Source organism: Streptomyces sp. NPDC088124 (assembly GCF_040685895.1).
Lineage (GTDB): Bacteria > Actinomycetota > Actinomycetes > Streptomycetales > Streptomycetaceae > Streptomyces.
In genome coordinates, this window is record NZ_JBFBJB010000023.1 from 23,161 (window position 1) to 44,146 (window position 20,986).

The 20,986-nt window shown below is 73.4% G+C and carries 20 protein-coding genes; 6 read left to right on the forward strand and 14 right to left on the reverse strand.

Features of this window, described 5'->3' with window-relative positions:
* Positions 1-9: 9 nt before the first annotated feature.
* Positions 10-2,490, forward strand: a complete 2,481-nt coding sequence (locus AB0P17_RS20125; protein WP_365812748.1) for a glycoside hydrolase family 3 C-terminal domain-containing protein — start codon at positions 10-12, stop codon at positions 2,488-2,490.
* 97 nt (positions 2,491-2,587) lie between these two features.
* On the opposite strand, the gene AB0P17_RS20130 is transcribed toward AB0P17_RS20125, so the two are convergent.
* Together AB0P17_RS20130 and AB0P17_RS20135 are read right to left on the reverse strand one after the other, a co-directional pair.
* Positions 2,588-3,592: an aldose epimerase family protein gene (locus AB0P17_RS20130; RefSeq protein WP_365812932.1), complete on the reverse strand. Its 1,005-nt coding sequence runs from the start codon at positions 3,590-3,592 to the stop codon at positions 2,588-2,590.
* 19 nt (positions 3,593-3,611) lie between these two features.
* Positions 3,612-4,565 (reverse strand): SGNH/GDSL hydrolase family protein, encoded by a 954-nt coding sequence (locus tag AB0P17_RS20135; RefSeq protein WP_365812750.1) that lies wholly within the window; start codon positions 4,563-4,565, stop codon positions 3,612-3,614.
* Between the two features lie 257 nt (positions 4,566-4,822).
* On the opposite strand from AB0P17_RS20135, the gene AB0P17_RS20140 reads away from it, so the two are divergent.
* Together AB0P17_RS20140 and AB0P17_RS20145 are read left to right on the forward strand one after the other, a co-directional pair.
* A complete protein-coding gene (locus tag AB0P17_RS20140; protein ID WP_365812752.1) occupies positions 4,823-5,317 on the forward strand; it encodes a DUF3145 domain-containing protein in 495 nt (164 codons plus the stop codon).
* A gap of 45 nt (positions 5,318-5,362) precedes the next feature.
* Entirely contained in the window at positions 5,363-6,247 is an 885-nt protein-coding gene (locus AB0P17_RS20145; protein ID WP_365812754.1) for an NAD(P)-dependent oxidoreductase, read from the forward strand.
* 69 nt (positions 6,248-6,316) lie between these two features.
* On the opposite strand, the gene fabF is transcribed toward AB0P17_RS20145, so the two are convergent.
* The 5 genes from fabF to AB0P17_RS20170 form a co-directional block, all read right to left on the reverse strand.
* Positions 6,317-7,579 carry a beta-ketoacyl-ACP synthase II gene (gene fabF, locus AB0P17_RS20150; protein ID WP_365812756.1) on the reverse strand — a complete coding sequence of 421 codons (1,263 nt, stop codon included), beginning with the start codon at positions 7,577-7,579 and terminating at the stop codon, positions 6,317-6,319.
* A 119-nt stretch (positions 7,580-7,698) separates the two neighbouring features.
* The gene (locus AB0P17_RS20155) at positions 7,699-7,950 is read right to left on the reverse strand and encodes an acyl carrier protein (protein ID WP_365812758.1); all 252 of its coding nucleotides are present in this window, start codon (positions 7,948-7,950) and stop codon (positions 7,699-7,701) included.
* Between the two features lie 87 nt (positions 7,951-8,037).
* Positions 8,038-9,054: a ketoacyl-ACP synthase III gene (locus AB0P17_RS20160; protein WP_365812760.1), complete on the reverse strand. Its 1,017-nt coding sequence runs from the start codon at positions 9,052-9,054 to the stop codon at positions 8,038-8,040.
* Positions 9,055-9,066: 12 nt separating this feature from the next.
* The gene (locus AB0P17_RS20165) at positions 9,067-10,023 is read right to left on the reverse strand and encodes an ACP S-malonyltransferase (protein WP_365812934.1); all 957 of its coding nucleotides are present in this window, start codon (positions 10,021-10,023) and stop codon (positions 9,067-9,069) included.
* Positions 10,024-10,112: 89 nt separating this feature from the next.
* Complete coding sequence (locus tag AB0P17_RS20170) at positions 10,113-11,294, reverse strand: helix-turn-helix domain-containing protein (protein ID WP_365812762.1); 1,182 nt, start codon at positions 11,292-11,294, stop codon at positions 10,113-10,115.
* A 57-nt stretch (positions 11,295-11,351) separates the two neighbouring features.
* On the opposite strand from AB0P17_RS20170, the gene AB0P17_RS20175 reads away from it, so the two are divergent.
* Entirely contained in the window at positions 11,352-12,059 is a 708-nt protein-coding gene (locus AB0P17_RS20175; protein WP_365812764.1) for a pirin family protein, read from the forward strand.
* A gap of 60 nt (positions 12,060-12,119) precedes the next feature.
* On the opposite strand, the gene AB0P17_RS20180 is transcribed toward AB0P17_RS20175, so the two are convergent.
* Positions 12,120-12,938 (reverse strand): serine hydrolase domain-containing protein, encoded by an 819-nt coding sequence (locus AB0P17_RS20180; RefSeq protein ID WP_365812766.1) that lies wholly within the window; start codon positions 12,936-12,938, stop codon positions 12,120-12,122.
* 10 nt (positions 12,939-12,948) lie between these two features.
* A complete protein-coding gene (locus tag AB0P17_RS20185) occupies positions 12,949-13,479 on the reverse strand; it encodes a GNAT family N-acetyltransferase (protein WP_365812768.1) in 531 nt (176 codons plus the stop codon).
* Between the two features lie 86 nt (positions 13,480-13,565).
* Between AB0P17_RS20185 and AB0P17_RS20190 the strand changes: the two genes are divergently transcribed.
* Both AB0P17_RS20190 and AB0P17_RS20195 read left to right on the forward strand, forming a co-directional pair.
* Positions 13,566-14,039: a MerR family transcriptional regulator gene (locus AB0P17_RS20190; RefSeq protein WP_365812770.1), complete on the forward strand. Its 474-nt coding sequence runs from the start codon at positions 13,566-13,568 to the stop codon at positions 14,037-14,039.
* Positions 14,036-15,076: an aldo/keto reductase gene (locus AB0P17_RS20195; RefSeq protein ID WP_365812772.1), complete on the forward strand. Its 1,041-nt coding sequence runs from the start codon at positions 14,036-14,038 to the stop codon at positions 15,074-15,076. Before AB0P17_RS20190 ends, AB0P17_RS20195 begins: the two co-directional genes overlap by 4 nt.
* Before the next feature lie 11 nt (positions 15,077-15,087).
* On the opposite strand, the gene AB0P17_RS20200 is transcribed toward AB0P17_RS20195, so the two are convergent.
* From AB0P17_RS20200 to AB0P17_RS20220, 5 genes are all read right to left on the reverse strand, one after another.
* On the reverse strand, positions 15,088-16,293 hold the full coding sequence (locus AB0P17_RS20200) for an acyltransferase (protein ID WP_365812773.1): 1,206 nt from the start codon (positions 16,291-16,293) through the stop codon (positions 15,088-15,090).
* Positions 16,290-17,360, reverse strand: coding sequence for an alpha/beta hydrolase (locus tag AB0P17_RS20205; RefSeq protein WP_365812774.1), 1,071 nt, complete (start codon positions 17,358-17,360; stop codon positions 16,290-16,292). The genes AB0P17_RS20200 and AB0P17_RS20205 overlap by 4 nt, the downstream gene beginning before the upstream one ends.
* Before the next feature lie 207 nt (positions 17,361-17,567).
* Positions 17,568-18,251: a response regulator transcription factor gene (locus AB0P17_RS20210; protein ID WP_365812776.1), complete on the reverse strand. Its 684-nt coding sequence runs from the start codon at positions 18,249-18,251 to the stop codon at positions 17,568-17,570.
* Positions 18,248-19,723, reverse strand: coding sequence for a sensor histidine kinase (locus AB0P17_RS20215; protein ID WP_365812777.1), 1,476 nt, complete (start codon positions 19,721-19,723; stop codon positions 18,248-18,250). Before AB0P17_RS20215 ends, AB0P17_RS20210 begins: the two co-directional genes overlap by 4 nt.
* Positions 19,724-19,988: 265 nt before the next feature.
* Positions 19,989-20,900, reverse strand: a complete 912-nt coding sequence (locus AB0P17_RS20220) for a DUF4429 domain-containing protein (protein WP_365812778.1) — start codon at positions 20,898-20,900, stop codon at positions 19,989-19,991.
* Positions 20,901-20,986: the final 86 nt, after the last annotated feature.

The following is a 20,986-nucleotide window of genomic DNA, read 5'->3' on the forward strand; positions in this document are numbered from 1 at the left end:
GGTACGGCCGTGGCCGACGCACCCACCACCCGGGCCGATCAGGCACGTGACGCCGCGGTCGCCGCGGCGCTCGGCAAGCTCGACCTGGACGACAAGGCCCGGCTCCTGGCCGGCCAGGACATGTGGTCCCTGCCCGAACTGCCCGGGATCGGTCTCGCGTCGCTCGTCATGTCCGACGGGCCCATCGGCGTCCGCGGCGTCCGCTGGACCGCCGACGACCCGTCCGTGGCCCTCCCGTCCCCGACCGCCCTCGCCGCCTCCTGGGACCCGGAGCTGGCCCGCCGGGCGGGGCGGCTGCTCGCCCAGGAGGCCCGCCGCAAGGGCGTGCACGTCCTGCTCGCGCCGACCGTCAACCTGCACCGCTCGCCCCTCGGCGGCCGGCACTTCGAGGCGTACAGCGAGGACCCGTACCTCACCGGCGAGATCGGCACCGGCTATGTGCTCGGCGTCCAGGACGGCGGCGTCGGCACGACGGTCAAGCACTTCGTCGCCAACGACGCCGAGACCGACCGCTTCACCGTCGACAACCTCGTCGCCCCCCGCGCCCTGCGCGAGCTGTATCTCGCGCCCTTCGAGGCCATCGTGGCGGGCGCCCACCCGTGGGGCATCATGGCCGCGTACAACCAGGTCAACGGCTCCACGATGACCGAGCACCGCTACCTCCAGAACGATGTGCTGCGCGGCGAATGGGGCTTCGACGGCTACATCGTCTCCGACTGGCTGGCCGCGCGCTCCACCGTCGGCGCGCTTCTCGGCGGTCTGGACGTCGCGATGCCGGGGCCCCGCACGGTCTACGGCGAGGCGCTGGCCGCCGCCGTACGGGCCGGGGAGGTGCCCGAGTCCGCCGTCGACGACGCCGTGCGCCGGGTCCTGCTGCTCGCCGCCAGGACCGGGGCCCTCGACGGCGCGCCCGCCGCCGTCACCACCCCGCCCGCGCCGCTCGACGGCGAGGCGCTGGCCCGCGAGATCGCCCGCCGCTCCTTCGTCCTCGTACGGAACGAGGAGCGATCCGGCCGTCCCGCGCTGCCGCTCGACCCCGCGGACGGGACGATCGCGCTCAGCGGCGCCGCCGCCCGCGACGCCCGGGTCCTCGGCGGCGGCTCCGCCACCGTCTTCCCCGACCACGTCGTCTCCCCGCTGGACGGCCTCACCGCCGCGCTCCCGCCGGGCCGCCTCAGCTACGCGATCGGCGCCGACCCCAGCGACGAACTCCAGGACGCCGACCAGGGGTTCGAGCTGACCGCCGTCTGCCGGGACGACTCCGGGCGGATCCTCGGCACCGGCTCCGTCCCGGGCGGCCGGTTGCAGTGGCTGGGCGCCGACCTGCCCGACGGGGTCACCCACGAGACGCTCCACTCCGTCGAGCTGACCGGCACCTTCACGCCCCGGGAGAGCGGCGAGCACGCCTTCGGCACCCGCGGCCTCGGCGGCTTCACGCTGACCGTCGGCGGGGAGGTCCTCTTCGACGGCAGCCAGGACCTCGGCTCCGCCTCCGACCCCTTCGAGGCGTTCTTCGGCGAGCCCGTGGAGCGCGCCCGCGCCGTCCTCACCGAGGGGGAGCAGGTCGAAGTCTCCCTCCTGCACACCGTGTTCAAGCTGCCGGACGCCCCGCTCAACGCCGTCGCCGTCTCCCTGCTTCACCTCGGCCCGCGCCACGACCCCGACGAGCTGATCGCCGAGGCCGTCGAGGCCGCCCGTACCGCCGCCACCGCCGTCGTCGTGGTCGCCACGACCGAGCGCGTCGAGTCCGAGGGCTTCGACCGCGCGGACCTGCGGCTCCCCGGCCGCCAGGACGACCTCGTGCGCGCGGTCGCCGCCGTCAACCCCCGCACGGTCGTGGTCGTCAACACCGGCTCCCCGGTGGAGCTGCCCTGGCGCGAGGACGTGGCGGCGGTGCTGCTCACCTGGTTCCCCGGCCAGGAGGGCGGCGCCGCGCTCGCCGACGTCCTGCTCGGCGGCGCGGAGCCGGCCGGGCGGCTCCCCACCACCTGGCCCGCCGCCCTCGCGGACGCGCCCGTCTCGAAGACCGCCCCGGACAACGGAGAACTCCCCTACACCGAAGGCGTGTTCATCGGCTACCGGGCCTGGGAACGGGCAGGCGCGACCCCCGCGTACCCCTTCGGCCACGGCCTCGGCTACACCGACTGGGAGTACGAGTCGATCGAGGCCACCCCGGCCGGGGCGCGGGTGCGGGTGCGCAACTCCGGTACCCGTACGGGCCGCGAGGTCGTCCAGGTCTACCTCGCCCCGGTCCCCGGCGCGGACGCCGGCGCGGTGGAGCGCCCCGCGCGCTGGCTGGCCGGCTTCGCCTCCGTCGAGGCGGCCCCCGGCGAGAGCGTCGAGGTGACGGTCCCGCTGCGCCGCCGGGCGTTCGAGATCTGGGACGAGGCGGCCAACTCCTGGTCGTACGTGGCCGGTTCCTATGAGATCCAGGCGGGCCGCTCCGTCAGCGACCGCCGACTGTCCGCGCTGGTGGAGGCGACGGGATAGGGTCTGAAGACGTGCGGCCCCGGGGCGGAACCTGACACCGCCCCGGGGCCGCACCCGTCCGGACGGACAGCCGTCGGCGCGTCGCGGACCGGTGGCGTCAGCGCGTCGTGAACCGGTAGACCGTGGCCGACTCGTACACCTCACCCGGCCGCAGCACCGTGCTCGGGAAGGCCGGCCGGTTCGGTGAGTCCGGGAAGTGCTGCGTCTCCAGCGCGATGCCGGCGCCGGGACCGAACGGCTTCCCGTCGAAGTGGTCACCGGTGTAGAGCTGGAGCCCCGGCTCCGTGGTGGTGATCGTGAGCGCCCGGCCGGACACGGGGTCGTACAGCTCGGCGGCGGGGGCGCCCTCCGGCCCGCCGTCCAGGACGTAGTTGTGGTCGTAGCCGGGGCCCACCGGGCGGGACGCGCGGAAGTCGAAGCGCGTGCCGTCCACCGGCGCCAGCTCCCCGGTCGGCAGCATCGACCCGTCCACCGGCGTGATCCGGCCGCCCGCGATCCGCAGCTCGTGCCCGGACGTCGCCGGGCCGCCGTCCGCGCCACCCAGATTCCAGTACGTGTGATTGGTCAGCGTGACATGCGTCGGCGCGTCCGTCACCGCGCGGTACGCGATCCGCAGCGCCCCGTCCCCGTCCAGCGTGTACGACGCCGAGACCTCCAGACGGCCGGGGAACCCCTCCTCGCCGTCCGGGCTGACCCGCGACAGCCGGACCCCCGACGGTCCCGCCCCCTCCCCGCCCGGGCCGACGGGCTCCGCGTCCCACACCCGCCGGTCGAAGCCGTGCGCCCCGCCGTGCAGACAGTTCGGCCCCTCGTTGGGCGTGACCCGGTGCGTCACCCCGTCCAGGGTGAAGGCGGCGCCCGCGATACGGTTCGCGTACCGGCCGACGAGCGCCCCGAAGTACGGCCCCCGGTGCTCCAGATAGCCGGGGAGGCCGGGGAAGCCGAGGACGACGTCGGCGACGCTCCCGTTCCGGTCGGGAACCTCCACCGACTGCAGGATGCCGCCGTACGTCAGCAGCCGTATCCGGGTACCGGCCCGCTCCAGGGTCCAGCGGTCGACCGGCGTACCCTCGGGCGTGGCGCCGACGCGCTCCGTGTTCATGACAGTCACGATCACGACCCTACGCGGGTGGCTCCGCCGCCGTGACATTGCGGTACGCGATCTCCGCCAGCCTGCTCTGCCCGTTCTTGCTGGGGTGGAACCAGTCCCAGTGGCTGAGCTGTTTGCCGGTGAACCGGAAGTCGAAGACCTCGCCGCCGTCGTACCGGCAGCGCACGTCCTTCGCGCACACGCCCTTCAGCGTGTCGTTGTACGCCACGACCCGGTCGTACACCATGTTCCGCCGCTTCTGGGCGCCCTTGCTGTCGTCCTGCGCGTCGCCCAGCATCGTGGCGCAGATGCCCAGCTTCCAGACCTGCCGGCCCAGCGGATTGCCGCGTCCGGTCGACCAGAGGCGCTTGAGGTCCGGCACGCTCGACACGTACACCTGCGCCTTGGGCGCGCCCGCGCGGAGCAGCCGCAGCGACTCCTCGAAGGATGCCTTGAAGGCGGCGACCGGGGTCATCTGCGCGGCCGAGCGCCGGCACGCGTCGTTGGCGCCCACCATGACCGTGACCAGCTCGGGCCCGTACCGCGCCGCCCGCGCCATCTGGTCCGGCAGATCGGCCATCCGGGCGCCGGTCTCGGCGAGGTTCCAGGAGTTCTCCGCCAGCCGCGCGGCCGGCGGTCCCTCGGCCGCCGGCCCGCCGAGCAGCCGGTAGGCGAGGCTCCGCACGCCGCTGTCCGTGCCGGTCGACCAGGACACCTCGGGGCAGTCCACGAGCACCCCGCAGGCGTCGAAGCCACGCGTTATCGAGTCACCGACGGCGGCGACGGAGCCCGGGCTGCGGTCCCAGACCGGAGTGGGGCGCGGGGAGGGGCCGGCGGCCTTGGTGGCGGAGCCGGGGGAGGCGGAGTCGGAGGAGGTGCATCCGGCGAGCGCCCCGGTCCCGGCGAGGACGGCGGCGGCCACGGCGGCGGACGCGGTACGGACCCGGCCGGGCCCGCGGCGGCTCCGCGGGCTCTCTCCTCGCATGAGTCCTCCCGATCGGCGTCCGCTGCGGGCGTCCGCCGGTGAAAGCTTCGCGTATATCCGTCCTGGGACCGACGGTACGTCACCCCGGGCCCCTCACCGCACGATAGCTTTTCCCACGTCGAAACAGAGGCGCCTGATCGCTTGGCTCCGGTAAATTACATCACGTCACAAGCTGTCCCTTTTGCGGAGTTTCACTCCCGATGCTGTTTACTGAGGCCGCTGGGAAAGGCGAACCTCGTCCCACACTGGAGGTCCCGGTGACGACACGTGGAGTTCTGTACGTTCACTCCGCACCCCGCGCGATGTGCCCGCATGTCGAATGGGCGGTGGCCGGAGTACTGGGGGTACGGGTCCAGCTCGACTGGATCAGGCAGCCGGCCTCGCCCGGTACCTGGCGGGCCGAGGTCTCCTGGAAGGGCCGCGCGGGCACCGCGTCCAAACTCGCCTCCGCGCTGCGCGGCTGGCAGATGCTCCGCTTCGAGGTCACCGCTGAACCCTGTCCCACGGCGGAGGGCGAGCGCTACAGCGCCACCCCCGACCTGGGCATCTTCCACGCGGTCACCGGTCTGCACGGCGACATCCTGGTCCCTGAGGACCGGCTGCGGGCCGCCCTCGCCCGCGCGCAGCGGGGCGAGACCCAGTTGGCGGTGGAGCTCGCCACCCTGCTGGGCAAGCCGTGGGACGACGAGCTGGAGCCGTTCCGCCACGCGGGCGAGGGCGCCCCGGTGCGCTGGCTGCACCAGGTGGTCTGAGCGGCGCTCCGCCGTGATCCGAACGGGAGGACCTACGGTGGCCGTATGGCTGACACACTCGCAGTAGCCGTCCTCGGCACCGGCATCATGGGCGCCGGGATGGCCCGTAACCTCTGCCGCGCCGGACTCGACGTCCGGGTCTGGAACCGCACCCCCGCCAAGGCCGAGGCACTGGCCGCGGACGGTGCGCGCGTCGCCGCGACCCCCGCCGAGGCGGTGGGCGGCGCGGATGTCGTCCTCACCATGCTGTACGACGGGCCCGCGGTGGTGGCGGCGATGGAGGCCGCGGCGCCGGGCCTGCGCCCCGGCACCGTCTGGCTCCAGTCGACGACGGTGGGGGTCGAGGCCGTCACCCCGCTGGCGGAATTCGCGGCGGAGCGGGGGCTGGTCTTCGTCGACGGCCCGGTCCTCGGCACCCGGGCCCCCGCGGAGAGCGGACAGCTCCTGGTGCTCGCCGCGGGTCCGCCCCGGGCCAGGGAGCCGCTCGCACCGGTCCTGGACGCGGTGGGCAGCCGTACGGTCTGGCTGGGCGACGAGGGCGGCACGGCCGCCGCCACCCGTCTCAAGCTCGTCTGCAACAGCTGGGTCCTGGCCCTCACCCACGCCACGGCCGAGGCGCTCTCCCTGGCCAAGGGGCTCGGCGTGGACCCGGCCGGTTTCCTGGAGGCCGTCGGCGGCGGTCCGCTGGACTGCGGCTACCTCCGGGCCAAGTCCCAGGCGATCCTGGCCGACGACTACACCCCGAACTTCTCCGTCACCACCGCTGCCAAGGACGCGCGCCTCATCGTCGCGGCGGGCGCGGCGGAAGGTGTACGGCTGGACCTCGCCGCGGCGGGAGCGGAACGTTTCCGCCGCGCCGCGGAGCAGGGCCACGGCGACGACGACATGGCGGCGACGTACTTCGCCAGCTTCGGCGGATCGGGCGGCTGAGCCCCGGGGACGGCCGGGACCCGGAGCCGGGCACGCCGGACCGCACCGGGTGACGGACCGTACCGGTCGTCAGACCGTACGGAGCGCCAGCACCACGTTGTGGCCGCCGAAGCCGAACGAGTTGTTGATCGCCGCGATCGTGCCGCTCGGCAGGGGGCGGGGCTCCCCGCGCACCACGTCCGCGTCGACCTCCTCGTCGAGGGTGTCGATGTTGATCGTCGGCGGGGCCGTGCGGTGGTACAGCGCGAGGGCCGTGGCCACCGTCTCGATACCGCCCGCGCCACCCAGCAGGTGGCCGGTCATCGACTTCGTCGCGGAGATCGCGACATGGTCCAGGTCGTCGCCGAGGACCTGGCGCAGCGCCTTGATCTCGGCGATGTCACCCTGCGGGGTGGACGTGGCGTGTGCGTTGAGGTGCGCGATCTCGGACGGCTTCAGGTCCGAGTTGTCGAGCAGGTTGTGCATGGCCTTGGCGATGCCACGGCCGGTCGGCTCGGGCTGCGCGATGTGGTGGGCGTCCGAGGAGAGGCCCTGGCCCAGCACCTCGCAGTAGACGCGCGCGCCACGCCGGGCCGCGTGCTCGGCCGACTCCAGGACGACGACGCCCGCGCCCTCGCCGAGGACGAAGCCGTCCCGGGCCGTGTCGTACGGGCGGGAGGCCCTGGTGGGCTCGTCGTTGTTCTTGGACATCGCCATCATGTTGGCGAACGCCGCGATGGGCAGCGGGTGGATGGCCGCTTCCGTACCGCCGGCCACGACCACGTCGGCCCGGCCCGTGCGGATCATCTCCACCGCGTAGCCGACGGCCTCGGCGCCCGAGGCGCAGGCGGAGACCGGGGTGTGCACGCCCGCGCGGGCGCCCACCTCCAGGCTGACGTTGGCGGACGGGCTGTTGGGCATCAGCATCGGCACGGTGTGCGGGGAGACCCGGCGTACGCCGCGCTCCTTGAGCACGTCGTACTGGTCGAGCAGGGTCGTGACGCCGCCGATGCCGGAGGCGATCACGGTGCCGAGCCGGTCGGGGTCGACCTGGGGGTCGTCCCCCGCCTTGTCGGTGTAACCGGCGTCCGCCCACGCCTCCCTGGCCGCGATCAGCGCGAACTGCGCCGAGCGGTCCAGCTTGCGGGCGAGCGGCCGGGGCAGGACGTCGCCCGGGTCGACGGCGGCGGTCGCGGCGATCCGGACCGGCAGGTCGGCGAAGCGCTCGCCCTCAAGGGGCCGTACTCCCGAGCGGCCGGCGAGCAGACCATCCCAGGTCGATGCGCTGTCGCCACCCAGTGGTGTGGTTGCGCCGATACCGGTGACGACCACGGTGCGATTGGTCTGGCTCACTGGAATTCTTCTCCACGTGTAGAGGGTGCTGAATTGTTACGGCGCCACCACCGGGTGGCGTTTGCCGCGCGATGTTACGGGTCAGGCGGTCAGGCCCTGAGCGGTCAGGCTCCGAGTGGTCAGGCGGCCTGGTGCTTCGTGATGTAGTCGGCGGCGTCGCCGACCGTCTTCAGGTTCTTGACGTCGTCGTCCGGGATCTTCACGTCGAAGCGCTCTTCGGCGGCGACGACGACCTCGACCATGGACAGCGAGTCGACGTCCAGGTCGTCGGTGAAGGACTTGTCCAGCTGGACGTCCTCCTCCGGGATCCCGGCGATCTCGTTCACGATCTCGGCGAGACCCTTGACGATCTCTTCCTGGGTGAAGGCCATGGTGGGCGATCTCCTTCGATGTTGAGCAATATTGAGCGGATTTGAGCTGAGGATTTACGGAAGACGCTCCGGAAAGATCCGGAGTGCCTAGGGGAGGGTAACGACCGTCGCCGCGTACACGAGACCCGCCCCGAATCCGATGACGAGCGCGGTGTCGCCGCTCTTCGCCTGACCGGTCGCCAGGATCCGCTCCATCGCGAGCGGGATCGAGGCGGCCGAGGTGTTGCCGGTGGTTTCGACGTCACGCGCGACCGTGACGCTCTCCGGCAGTTTCAGAGTCTTCACCATCGAGTCGATGATCCGCATGTTGGCCTGATGCGGAATGAAGACGTCCAAATCATCCGCGGTGATGCCCGCGGCGTCCAGCGCCTGCTGGGCGACCTTCGCCATCTCGAAGACGGCCCAGCGGAAGACCGCCTGGCCCTCCTGGGTGATGGCCGGGAACTTGTCCGTGGCACCGGCCCGCGTGACACCGGCGTGGAAATCGTCCCACGGCACGGTCTGCCGGATGGTGTCGGACTTGTCGCCCTCGGAGCCCCACACCGTCGCGCCGATCATCGGCTCCTGCGCGGGGCCGACGACGACGGCGCCCGCGCCGTCACCGAAGAGGAAGGCCGTCGCGCGGTCCTCCAGGTCGGTCAGGTCCGAGAGCCGCTCCACGCCGATGACCAGCACATGTCCGGCCGAGCCCTCGACGACCATGCCCTTGGCCAGGGTCAGTCCGTACACGAAGCCGGCGCACGCCGCCGAGATGTCGAAGGCGGCGGGCCGGCCCGCGCCGATCCGGTCCGCGATCTCCGTCGCGATGGCCGGGGTCTGCTTGAAGTGCGAGACGGTGGAGACGACCACGGCGTCGATCTGCTCGGGGGTGATCCCGGCGTCGGCGATGGCCTTGCCCGCCGCCTCGACGGACATCGCGGCGACGGTCTCCTCGGGCGAGGCCCAGTGGCGGGTGGCGATACCGGAGCGGGAGCGGATCCACTCGTCGGACGAGTCGATCGTTTCGAGGATCACCTCGTTCGGCACGACCCGGACCGGGCGGTAACCGCCCACGCCCATGATCCGCGCGTACGGGGCGCCCTTGCTGGGCTTGATCTTCGACATGCTCTCTGCTCCTTATTCAGCCGCGGAGGAGTGCGAGGACGGCGCGGACCCGGCGATGAGTTCGCGGGCCGCGTCCAGGTCGTCGGGGGTCTTCAGCGGCAGGGTCCGCACACCGGGCAGGGCGCGCTTCGCGATCCCGGTCAGGGTGCCGCCGGGGCACAGCTCGATCAGCGCGGTCACGCCCCGCTCCTGGAACGTCTCCATGCACAGGTCCCAGCGCACCGGGTTGGCGACCTGACCGATCAGCCGCGCCACCACCTCGGAGCCGGTGGCGACGGCGCCGCCGTCGCTGTTCGAGACGTACGGAACGGCCGGGTCGGCGGCGTCGACGGAGGCGGCGGCGGCCGACAGCTTCTCGACGGCGGGCGCCATGTGGTGCGTGTGGAACGCCCCGGCGACCTTCAGCGGCACCACGCGCCGTACGCCCTCGGGCTTGTCCTCCGCCAGCGCGGCGAGCTGCTCGGCCGTGCCCGCGGCCACGATCTGGCCGGCGCCGTTCACGTTCGCCGGCGTCAGGCCGAGCCGGTCGAGGTGGGCGAGCGTGGTCTCCGGGTCGCCGCCGAGCAGTGCGGACATGCCGGTCTCGGTGACGGCGGCGGCCTCGGCCATCGCCAGCCCGCGGGCCCGTACGAGGCTCATGGCGACGTCGTCCGCGAAGACCCCGGCGAGCGCCGAGGCGGCCAGCTCACCGACGCTGTGGCCCGCGACCGCGCCGACACGCGGCACCAGGTCGGCGGTGGTGGGGAAGAGCTGCCGGGCCGAGAGCAGCGCCGCGGCCACCAGCAGCGGCTGCGCGACGGCGGTGTCGCGGATCTCGTCCGCGTCGGCCTTCGTGCCGTAGTGGACCAGATCCAGGTCGATGGCGGCCGACCAGGCCCGCAGCCGGTCTTCGGCGCCGGGGAGATCGAGCCAGGGAGTCAGGAAGCCGGGCGTCTGAGCGCCTTGGCCGGGAGCGACGAGTACGAGCACACTCACACTCTCTCTTGTGTACGGTCCTCACCGCCCGTGAGGACAGGAACGAAGAACCGTGAGGGGAATTGTTGGAGTACGACAAAAGCCTAGGACTGGGGATCCCCGTCGGCCAGACGCCCGAGGATCAGCGCAATCCGCAGCGTAAACGCCGACCTGACGTCGGAGGGTGACCATCCGGTGACGTCAGTCACACGTCGCAGCCGGTAGCGCACGGTGTTGGGGTGGACGAAGAGCATCCGCGCGGCGCCCTCCAGACTGCTCGCCTGCTCCAGATAGACACTCAGAGTCTCCAGCAGCGCCGAGCCCGCCTCTTCGAGCGGTCTGTAGATCTCCTCCACCAACTGCTCGCGGGCCGCCGGATCGGAGGCGATCGCGCGCTCCGGCAGCAGATCGTCCGCCAGCACCGGGCGCGGGGCGTCCTGCCAGGCGAAACACGCCTTGAGCCCGGCCGCGGCCGCCTGCGCGGACTTCGTGGCGGCCAGCAGATCGGGCACCACCGGGCCCGCGACGACCGCGCCCGCCGCGTACGGGCCGATCAGCGCCTTCGCCACCTTCAGCGGATCGTCGCTGCCGCCCGCGATCACCACGAGCCGGTCGCCGAGCACCCCGGTCAGCACCTGGAGCTTGGCGTGGCGCGCGGCCCGCCGGATCGCCTCCACGGTCAGCTCGCTGTCCTCGTCCGGGGCGGTACCGAGGAGCACACAGACATGCTCGGGGGAGTTCCAGCCCAGCGCCGCCGCCCGCGAGATGGCGCCCTCGTCGGCCTCGCCCGAGAGCACCGCGTTGACGACGAGCGACTCCAGCCGCGCGTCCCACGCGCCGCGCGCCTCGGCGGCCTGGGCGTACACCTGCGCGGTGGCGAAGGCGATCTCCCGCGCGTAGACGAGCAGCGCCTCGCGCAGCGCGGACTCGTCGCCGGGAGCGGCGACCTCTCCGATCGCCGCCTCCATGACCTCGATCGTGGTCCGCACCATCTCGACGGTCTGGCGCAGGGTGATCGCCCGGGTCAGCTCCCGCGGCGCCGTGCCGAAGACATCGGTGGAGATGGCCTGCGGGGTCTCCGGGTGACGGAACCACTCGGTGAACGCCGCGATGCCCGCCTGTGCCACCAGCCCGATCCACGAACGGTTCTCCGGGGGCATCGCGCGGTACCACGGCAGCGTCTCGTCCATGCGGGCGATGGCGTTCGCGGCGAGCCGTCCCGAGGACTGCTCCAACCGCCGCAGCGTCGCGGGATGCGGATGGGGTTCGTTCGATGGTTCAGGCACGGGACAAGACTGCCTTATCGGCTCGGGTGCTCGTGGTGCCGGGGCTACGGTGGTGACGTGATTCTCGTACGGTACGCAGCGGAGCGTTACGCGGGCGGCGACGCCACGGTGGGCATCGAGTCGCTGCACGCCTTCTCCTTCGGACCTTTCTACGACCCGGACAACCTCCGCTTCGGCGCGCTCCTCGCCTGCAACGAGGAACGGCTGGCGCCCGGCGCGGGCTTCGGCGAACACCCCCACCGCGACACGGAGATCGTCACCTGGGTCGTCGAGGGCGAGCTGACCCACCGCGACTCGGCCGGGCACGCCACGGTCGTCCGCCCCGGCGACCTCCAGCGGCTCAGTTCCGCGGGCGGGGTGCGCCATGTGGAGCGCAACGACGGACCGGACCCGCTGGTCTTCGTCCAGATGTGGCTGACACCGCTGGAGCCGGGCGGCGAGCCCGCGTACGAGGTCGTACGGGGCATCGCCGACGCCACCCCGTACGCCCTGCCCCGGGCGGGCGCGCTGCTGCACGTGCGCCGCCTGCGGGCCGGCGAGCGCTCCGCCGTGCCGGACGCGCCCGCGGTCTACGCGCACGTGGTGCGGGGCGCGGTACGGCTGGAGGGGCCCGAACGGACCGAGGGCGCCGGCGGTACGGGTGAACTCGCCCCCGGCGACTCGGCGCGGATCACCGACGCGCGGGGGCTGGAACTGGTCGCCGGGCCCGGGACCGCGGGCGGGGGAGCGGCGGCGGAAGTGCTCCTCTGGGAGATGCCGGGCTGATCCTCTGGGAGATGCCGGGCCGATCCGGTGGGAGATGCCGGGCCGATCCGGGCGAGGGCCCTACCCCAGCTCCGCCAGCACCGCGTCCGTGAAGGGCGGCCACGCCGATATCGCCCACGGCCCGAAGTCCCGGTCCGCCAGCGCCACACAGGCCGCCCCCGCGTCCGGGTCGACCCACAGGAACGTACCGGACTGCCCGAAGTGGCCGAAAGTGCGCGGCGACGACGAACTCCCCGTCCAGTGCGGGGACTTGCCGTCACGGATCTCGAAGCCGAGCCCCCAGTCGTTGTTCTTCTGGTTGCCGTAGCCGGGCAGCACCCCGGAGAGCCCCGGGTGGACGACGCCCGTCGCCTCCAGCACCGTACGCGGGTCGAGCAGCCGGGGCGCCTGCACCTCGGCGGCGAAGCGCGCCAGGTCGTCGGCGGTCGACACGCCGTCCCGCGCCGGTGAACCGCCGGCCGGCAGGGAGGTGTCGGCCATGCCGAGCGGTTCGAGCACGGCCTCGCGGAGGTAGTCGGCGAAGGGGATGTCGGTGGCCTTGGCGACATGGTCGCCCAGCACCTCGAAGCCCGCGTTGGAGTAGAGCCGGCGGGTGCCGGGCGCGGCGGCCGCCCGGTGCTCGTCGAAGGCGAGCCCGCTGGTGTGCGCGAGCAGATGGCGCACGGTGGCCCCGTCGGGCCCGGCCGGCTCGTCCAGCTCGACGGCACCCTCCTCGTACGCCACGAGCACCGCGTACGCGGCGAGCGGCTTGGTCACGGAGGCGAGCGGGAACCGCCGCGCGGTGGGTCCGTACGACCCGGCGACACTCCCGTCGGCGCGCACCACGACGGCCGCGGCGTGCGGCACGGGCCAGTTCTCGATCATCGCCAGGCTCTGCATGCGGATGAGCCTACTGGGCAGGGGTGACACCCCGTGCGCGGCCCTGATGGGTCAGCCGCATGGCGGGGGCGGGGTTACGGACGAAGCCCAGCGAGGCGTAGAGCGGCTCGCCCTCCTCCGACGCGTGCAGACCGATCTTCCGGACGCCGCGGCTCCGGTACCAGTCGAGCAGCGCCTCCATGCAGGCCCGCGAGTAGCCGCGGCGCCGCATGTCGATGTCGGTGGCGACGCTGAAGACATGGCCGACGAGCCCCAGCGGGTTGCCGGGGCTGCCGAGGCGTTGCTCGATGACCCCGATCGCGCAGGCCGCCAGGCCCGTACCGGTAGCCGTTCCGTTCCCCGGCGTTCCGTCCCCCGGCCGGTCCACGACGAAGGCGGCGAGATCGCCGTCCGGGTCCGCGAGCCTGATGCGCAGTGTCTCGGTCGCGGGCGGCTGCCAGTCCGCGTCCGGATCCGGCCCGTGAACCGAGTCGAGCATGATCGCGCGGAGACGGACCAGCTCTCCGGCGTCCGCCGGGGTCGCGCGGCGTGCGAGGCTCATGGAGTGCGATTCTGTCACTCCGTTCGGCAGAATCATCTCCTTTTCCACTTGCTTCGAGTGCACTCGAAGGTTCTAGCGTTGACGGTATGACGCTGATCCAGAGCAGCCCCGTACGGACGGCCCCCGTCGACATCTGCGCCACCGCGCCGTCGGCCCATCCGCGGCCCCACGGCGAGGACCGCTACACGATCAGCGAGGTCGCCGCCTTCACCGGGCTCACCGCGCACACCCTGCGCTGGTACGAACGGATCGGCCTCATGCCGCACATCGACCGGTCGCACACCGGGCAGCGGCGCTTCCGCAACAAGGACCTGGACTGGCTCGTCTTCGTCACCAAGCTGCGGCTGACCGGGATGCCCGTCGCGGACATGGTCCGGTACGCCGAGCTCATCCGGGTAGGAGACGAGACGTTCGAGGAGCGGCAGGAGCTGCTGGAACGGACCCGCCGCGACGTGCTCCGCAGGATCACGGAGCTTCAGGACACGGTGTCCGTGCTCGACCACAAGATCAGCTTCTACGCGGACGCCCGCACGGCGTCGGAGAGGTTCGACCCCCGATGAGCGACAAGAAGAGCCGGAGCGCGCACGACGGCAGGATCGAGAAGGTACGCCTGGGCACCGGCGGCCCGGAGGTGGGCTCCCAGGGGCTCGGCTGCATGGGCATGAGCTTCGCGTACGGGCCCACGGACGCCGACGAGGCGCGCGCCACGCTGGAGCGCGCCCTGGAGCTGGGGGTGACGCTGTACGACACGGCGGACGTGTACGGCGACGGCGAGAACGAGAAGTTCCTCGCGCCGTTCGTCCGGGCGCACCGCGACGAGATCGTCCTGGCCACCAAGTTCGCCCTCGGGATCGATCCCGCCGACCCCGGCCGCCGGACCATCCGCAACGACCGGGCCTATCTGCGGCACTGTGTGGAGGGCAGCCTGCGGCGGCTCGGCGTGGAGCGGATCGACCTCTACTACATGCACCGGCGCGATGTGAACGTCCCCATCGAGGAGACGGTCGGCGCCATGGCCGAGCTGGTCGACGAGGGCAAGGTCAGCTACCTCGGGCTGAGCGAGGTCACCGGCGCGGAGCTGCGCGCGGCCCACGCCGTGCATCCCATCACCGCGCTCCAGTCGGAGTGGTCGCTCTTCAGCCGCGACATCGAGAAGACCGCCGTGCCGGCCGCCGCCGAACTGGGTGTCGGGCTCGTGCCGTACTCCCCGCTCGGCCGCGGCTTCCTGACCGGCTCGTTCGTCCACGCCGAGCACGAGCTGAGCGCCGACGACTTCCGCCGCCAGCAGCCGCGTTTCACCGGGGACAACGCCGCCGCGAACGCCGCGCTGCTGGAGCCGGTCCGCAAGATCGCCGAGGGGCGGGGCGCCACCCCCGGCCAGGTCGCCCTCGCCTGGGTGCAGCAGCGGGCGCCGCTGCACGGCCTGGCCGTCGTGCCGATCCCCGGCACCCGCAGGCGCGGCCGGATCGAGGAGAACACCGCCGCGACGCATCTCATCCTCACCGAGAGCGAGCTGAGCCTGCTGGAGCCGATCGCGGCGCGGGTGGCGGGCGGCCGGTACGCCGACATGACCTTCACGTCGGCCGCCCGGGAGTAGCTTCTCCCGGCTCACGCCAGCCCCAGCGCGAACACCGCGAAGCCCGCCGCGAGGAGCCCCGCCGCCGCGCGGCGGGCCTTCGCGCCCCGTGTCCCGGTCTCCCACGGCGCGTCGAAGCCGCGCGCGTACCGGCCGATGACCACCAGCAGCGTCGCGAAGAGCGGCAGCCAGGTCAGCCGGGCCACGATCCACCCGAGCGTGTCCGGCGAGGTCGTCAGACCGGTCAGCGGACCGGCGAAGGAACCGGGTACGGCGACCGCGAGCATCGCCGTCTGGTGCCAGCACAGGATCGTCATCGCGGAGAGGTTCACGATCACCACCGGGGCCCACAGCGCGGGCCGCGCCAGCAGCCGCCCCAGCCGGTCCCTGACCAGGATCGCGGCGCCGCTCTGCGCGGCGGCGAGGGCGAGCACCAGCAGCGACGGCGGATGCGAGTTGGTGCGGACCTCGCCGGGGACCCCGACCATCGACGCCGGGTAGTCGAAGACCAGCAGCAGCGCGGCGAAGAGCAGCACGCCCCCGGCGAGCAGGAACCGCGCCCCGCGCCGCCCGATCCGCCCCTCGCCCCACGCCACACCGAGCTGGTACGCGAAGAGCCAGCCGGGCAGGATGTTGAGCACGCTCAGCCAGGACGGCACGGCGTCCGCGTACGGCCCGTACCGCAGCAGGTCGACGGCGGCGACGGAGACCAGCAGCGGGGCGGCGGCCCAGCCGCCGAGCCGGCGCGCGGCGGCGACGCAGTACGGGGTCAGCGCGGTGACGATCACGTAGATCCCCACGAACCAGAGCGGCTGGATCACCAGCGTCGACGCGGTCCGCAGCGTCGTGCCGGGCACGCCGAGCCCGTACAGCACCGGCAGCAGCACCGCCCAGACGGCCGTCACCCCGAGGACCGGCCGGCCCAGACGCACCACACGGCCGCGCAGCCAGGCGGCCGTCGTGCCGGGCCGCCTCCGGTACGAGAGGACCGACGCGTACCCGCCGACCAGGAAGAAGATGCCCAGCATCTGGAGCACCCAGCTCACCGGCGCGAAACCGCCGAAGGTGCTGAGCGGGCTCGCGTTGTGCAGCGCGCCCCCGGAGTCGAGGGTGAAGCCGCCGAGCAGCCAGTGCCCGGTCGGCACGGCGAGCAGCGCGAGGGCGCGGAGCCCGTCGATCGCGCGGTCGCGGGAGGCGGGGGTGCGCGCCTCGATCTTCGCCACGGTCCCGGCGATCATCGGCCCTCTCCCGTCGTACGGCCCTGCGTGGCGCTGCCCTGCGCGATGGCGGCGAAGGCGCGGAGCGAGTCCGTGCCGGGGACGAAGTAGCCGGTGTGGCCCTCGGCCGTGGCGGCCGGCACCCGGCGGGCGCCGAACTCCGCGGCGGCCGGGTCGGGGCCGTGGCCGAGCCCGGCGAACTCGACGTTCGGAACCTTGGAGATCCAGTCGGACGGATCCTTCGCCGCCCAGACGCGCGCCTCCGTACGGAGGTCCGCGACGTCGTCGGCGCGCATCCCGGGCGAGCCGAGCACCACGATGTCGGTGGCGTTCACCTCATGGGCGGCGAGCCCGCACACCACCGAGCCGTAGCTGTGGCAGAAGAGCGATGGCTTCGCAGTCCCGGCCGCCGCCAGCCCCTGGGTGAACCGCGCCAGCCGCCGGGCCCCCGCCTCGGCGAGGTCGCCGGTGGCCGCGTCGAGCCCGACCCCCACGGGGGTGGTGTAGCCCGCCCACGCGACGACGGCGGTACGGTCCCGCGTCGCCCTCCGCAGGGACGCCGCCATCCCGGCGGGCGTGCCGTACGGGTCCTCCGCCCGGTCGAAGCTCCCCGCGTCGATGTCCGAGCCCGGCACCACGACGGCGACATGGCGGGCCGCCGTGAGATCCCCGTACACCTCGGCCACCAGGCCCCGGCCCCGCGGGTCGAAGGCGAGGATCCGCCGGCCGGGCGCCGCGAGACGCCCGTAGCGGGGGTCGTGCGCGGCCCGGATCGTGAGCGCGTTGGCCTCGTAGCGCAGCGCCACGGGCACCCCGTCGAGATTGCCGACGACCGAGGGGTGGCGGCGGGTGAGGTCCGCGCGCTGTCCGGGCGTCAGCGCCCGGAAGAACGAGGCGACTTCGTACGGGCTCGCCGACCCCGGGTCGGGCAGCGCCCGCCCCAGCGAACCGTCGGCCCGCCAGGCCGCGCTCCCGGGCGGCGGCCCGGTCACGGCCTGCTGCGCACTGCCGGAGGCCCAGCCCGCCGTGCCCCCGACCATGGTCGTCGCCAGCGCGGCGGCGACCAGAGTCCTCTTGTAGCGGCGCATGTACGTCTCCCTCTTCCCGCTCTCGTCCATCGAGGTGGCGAGGGGGAAAGTAGGAAGAAGGTGTATGGGCGGACATCACACCCGGGAGCCAACTACCAGGTCATACCTGGGTAGTGGGGGTACTGGGGGTCGGTCCCGTAAGGGTCCGGTGCGGTGGTCCGGTGGTGTGGCGTATCGGGGCGGCGGGGCGGCGGGGCGGCGCGCGGCTCAGGCGGGGGTGTCGCCCGGGGTGACCAGGCCCGACTCGTACGCGAAGATCACGGCTTGCGCGCGGTCCCGCAGCCCGAGCTTGGAGAGCACCCGGCCGATATGGGTCTTCACCGTCTGCTCGGCCACCACCAGCCGTTCGGCGATCTCCGGATTGGAGAGCCCGCGCGCGATCAGTTCGAGCACCTCGGTCTCCCGGGGCGTCAGCCCCCGCAGCCGCTGGGCGCGGTCCCGGCGCGGGGCGGGCCGCTGCTGGGCGAAGTCCGCGATCAGCCGGCGGGTCACGGAGGGCGCGAGCAGCGCCTCGCCGGACGCGACGATCCGTACGGCCGCGATCAGATCGGCCGGGGGCGCGTCCTTGAGGAGGAAGCCGGAGGCGCCGGCGCGCAGCGCCTCGTACACGTAGTCGTCCACGTCGAAGGTGGTCAGCATCAGCACCTTCGGGAGGTGGATCACGCCGGCCGGCGGGTTCAACAGCTCGCGGGCGGCGGCCAGTCCGTCCATCTCCGGCATGCGGACGTCCATCAGCACCACGTCCGGGTGGACGGTGCGGCTGACCTCCACGCCCTTGCGGCCGTCCGGCGCCTCGCCGACCACGTCGATGTCGGACTGCGCGGAGAGCAGGGCGGCGAACCCCGCGCGCACCATGGCCTGGTCGTCGACGATGATCACGCGGATGGTCAAGGGGTGTCCTCGGGGGCCGGGTTCTTCGGGACGTGCGTCGGACGGTCGGTCCGGTCGGCGGTCGGTGCGGCGGTCGGTGCGGTGGTCCGGTCGGCGGTCGGTGCGGCGCCCGCGTCGTCGGCCGGGTCGCCGCCCGGGCCGGCGGCCAGGGGGAGACGGGCCGCGACCCGGAAGCCGCCGTCCGGCAGCGGCCCGGTGTCCAGCGTGCCGCCGGTCAACCGTACGCGTTCGCGCATGCCGACCAGTCCGTGACCCGTGCCGGTGGTCTCCAGCGGCGAAGTCCGCCCGGCCGCCGGGCCGTTGACCACCAGGACGGTCAGCCGGTCCCCGTGGGCGACCACCGAGACCTGCGTCCGGGCGCCGGGCGCGTGGCGCACGACGTTGGCCAGTGCCTCCTGCACGATGCGGTACGCGGAGAGGTCCACGGCGGGCGGCACGGTCCCGACCCCCGCGGGCAGCGACAGCTCGGCGGGGACCCCCGCCCGTACGGTCGCCTCCACGAGCTGCTGCACCCGGTCGAGCCCCGGCTGCGGCGCCCGCTCGCCCTCCGTGCCGTCGCTGCGGAGCACCGAGAGCAGTCGCCGCATCTCCGCCAGGGACTCCCGGGCCCCGGTGGCGATCGTGGAGAACTCCTCGCGCGCGGCGTCCGGCAGCCCCTCGATCCGGTACGGCGCCGAGTCCGCCTGCACGGTGATCACCGACATGTGGTGGGCCACCACGTCGTGCAGCTCACGGGCGATCCGGGCGCGCTCCTCCAGCAGGGTCCTGCGGGCCCGTTCCGCCTCGCTGATCGTCTCCTGCTCGACCAGTCGGCGCTGCGCGTCGCCGCGTTCGCGCAGCGCGGCGCTGAGGACCAGGAAGAGCCCGCTGAGGACGAACAGCAGCAGATGGGTGCCGTCGCTGCTGCTCTGCGAGATCAGCTCGAAGAAGAGCCCGGCGAGGCCGGTGGCCAGCCAGACGGCGAGCAGGGTACGGCGCGACTCGCGCAGCCCCAGGCAGATCATCAGCACCAGGTAGCCCACGATCACCATGGGTGTCCAGGGCCATGGCCGCCCGCCGGCGCCGTCGGCGCTCTGGAGCAGGATCCCGCCGACGACATCGGCGGCGAAGATGATCCACCACGCCTGGAGCGGCCGGGTCACGGCGAGCAGCAGCGGCGCGGTCTGCGCGGTGGCCAGCGCCCCCGACCAGCCGCCGCCGAGCCGGTAGTCCTGGCTGAGGACGGTGGTGGTGACGGGCAGCAGGGAGACGGTGAAGCCGAGGACGAGCACGTACGGGGCGCGCCGCTGCCACCGCCTGGGCGCGGTGGAGAGAAGCGGTTCGGTGGAGTCCGAGGGGGTCCGCAGCGCGTCGGCGAGCGACCGCGCGGTCGCCCGCAGGCTCCCGCGCGGCGGGGCGGGGCGCGCGGGGGACGGCGGGGGCGAGGAAGGCGGGGGCGGCGCGGCCGGCGGAGGCGGGGGAACGGTACTCATGACCTGGTCAGCCTAGGTAGCGGCCGGACGGCCCGCGTCATACCGGAGAGCCGGTCCGTGCCTCATACCCAGGTATGACCCGGGGCGCGGAGACACCCCACGGCACACGTCGGCCACAGCCCCTCCGCTGTCGACCCGTCGGCTCATCGGCTCGTCCGCCCGGCCACTGCTCCGCCCGGCCACTGGTCCGCCCGGCCACTGGTCCGCCCGGACATCCGTCCGCCCCTCCGCCCGGCCATCCGTCCGCCCTCCGCTCCCCGTACGCTCACAGCTCCGCCAGCAGCTCCGTCTTCTTCGCCGTGAACTCCTCGTCCGTCACCAGGCCCGCCTGGTGCAGCTCCCCGAGGTGCCTGATCCGGTCCGCGACGTCCGCCGGGTCGCGGCGGCCCGCCGGGGCCATCGCGAGGGCCGGGGCCGGCACCCGCTTCGCCGCCGCGCCGCGGACCGCGGCGAGGACGGCCGCCGCGAACGGCAGCGACTCGTGCACCGGGCCGTAGCCGAGCCCGAAGACGACCGCGGCCGGGTCGTGGTCGGCCTCGCCCGATCCGGAGCCCGCCGTGCCGTGTCCGTCGCGCGGGAGCAGGCGCAGGTATCCGTCGAAGAGCTCGGGGGAGCGCCACTCGACGCCCTCCAGCTCCGCGACGGCCAGGCGCTGGTCACCCGCCTTCCACTTCGTGGAGGAGGCGCCCGTCCAGAACCACCGGAACGAGACCGTCGTACCGTCGAAAGACGCCTTGCCGTCGTACGCCTTGAAGTGCAGCGGCGCCGCGGGCGCGGCCACCAGATAGCGTTCCGCGGGCTCGTCGGGCGCCTCTCCCCGGTCCCCGCGCCGCAGCCGCGCGGCGGTGAGCGCGGCGCGCAGCTCGTCGGCGTAGTACTCGGCGAGGGTCTCGGACTCGGCGGGCAGCACCAGCCGGTACGGATCGCCGCTCTCCCTGAGCTGGCCGGCCGCGGCCTCCGTGAGCGGGTCGGCGCCCGGTCTCGGCACGGCGCGCAGGACGACCGTCCCCCGCTTGCCCGGAGCGAGCGTCACCGATGACAACGCCTCGTGAGGGATACGGCGTTCGCCCAGCGCCGAGAGGAGCTTCGGCGTCCGTATCCCCCGTTCGAAGCGGATGTGCACGCTGTCGCTGTCGAACTCCCAGGTGGCATGAATCCCCGCAAGCACATCACCCATGTGCCTCATCGTAGGCGTCGCGCGCTCCGGCGTCGCCTGCCGAAGAGGGGGAATTCTACGCGCGTCAGGCCGCGCGGGGCCCTCGT